Genomic DNA, 263 nt, shown 5'->3' on the forward strand with positions numbered 1-263 from the left:
GACACGGTGGCCGCCTTCGGCCTGGGCTACTGCGCCAAAGGCACCATGAGCGGGCGGATCGCGATTCCCCTGCACAACGGTGACGGCGAGCTTCTTGGCTACTGCGGCCGCTGGCCAGGCGAACCTCCGGAGGGCACCACCCTCCATAAGTTCCCCGCTGCCTTCAGCCGATCCTTGGAACTCTTCGATCTGCACCGTGCGCTCGGCTGCGAAGTTTCCTATCCCCTGATCGTGGTTTCGTGGTTCGTTGATGCCGTCCGGGT

Annotated in this window: 1 pseudogene; it reads left to right on the top strand. The window is 64.3% G+C overall.

The features are described 5' to 3' along the window. Nucleotides 1-263 (top strand): annotated as a pseudogene (locus AB1471_RS17510) (hypothetical protein); the annotation flags it as partial.

It is taken from the genome of Jeotgalibacillus marinus (assembly GCF_040801915.1).
Lineage (GTDB): Bacteria > Bacillota > Bacilli > Bacillales > Jeotgalibacillaceae > Jeotgalibacillus > Jeotgalibacillus marinus.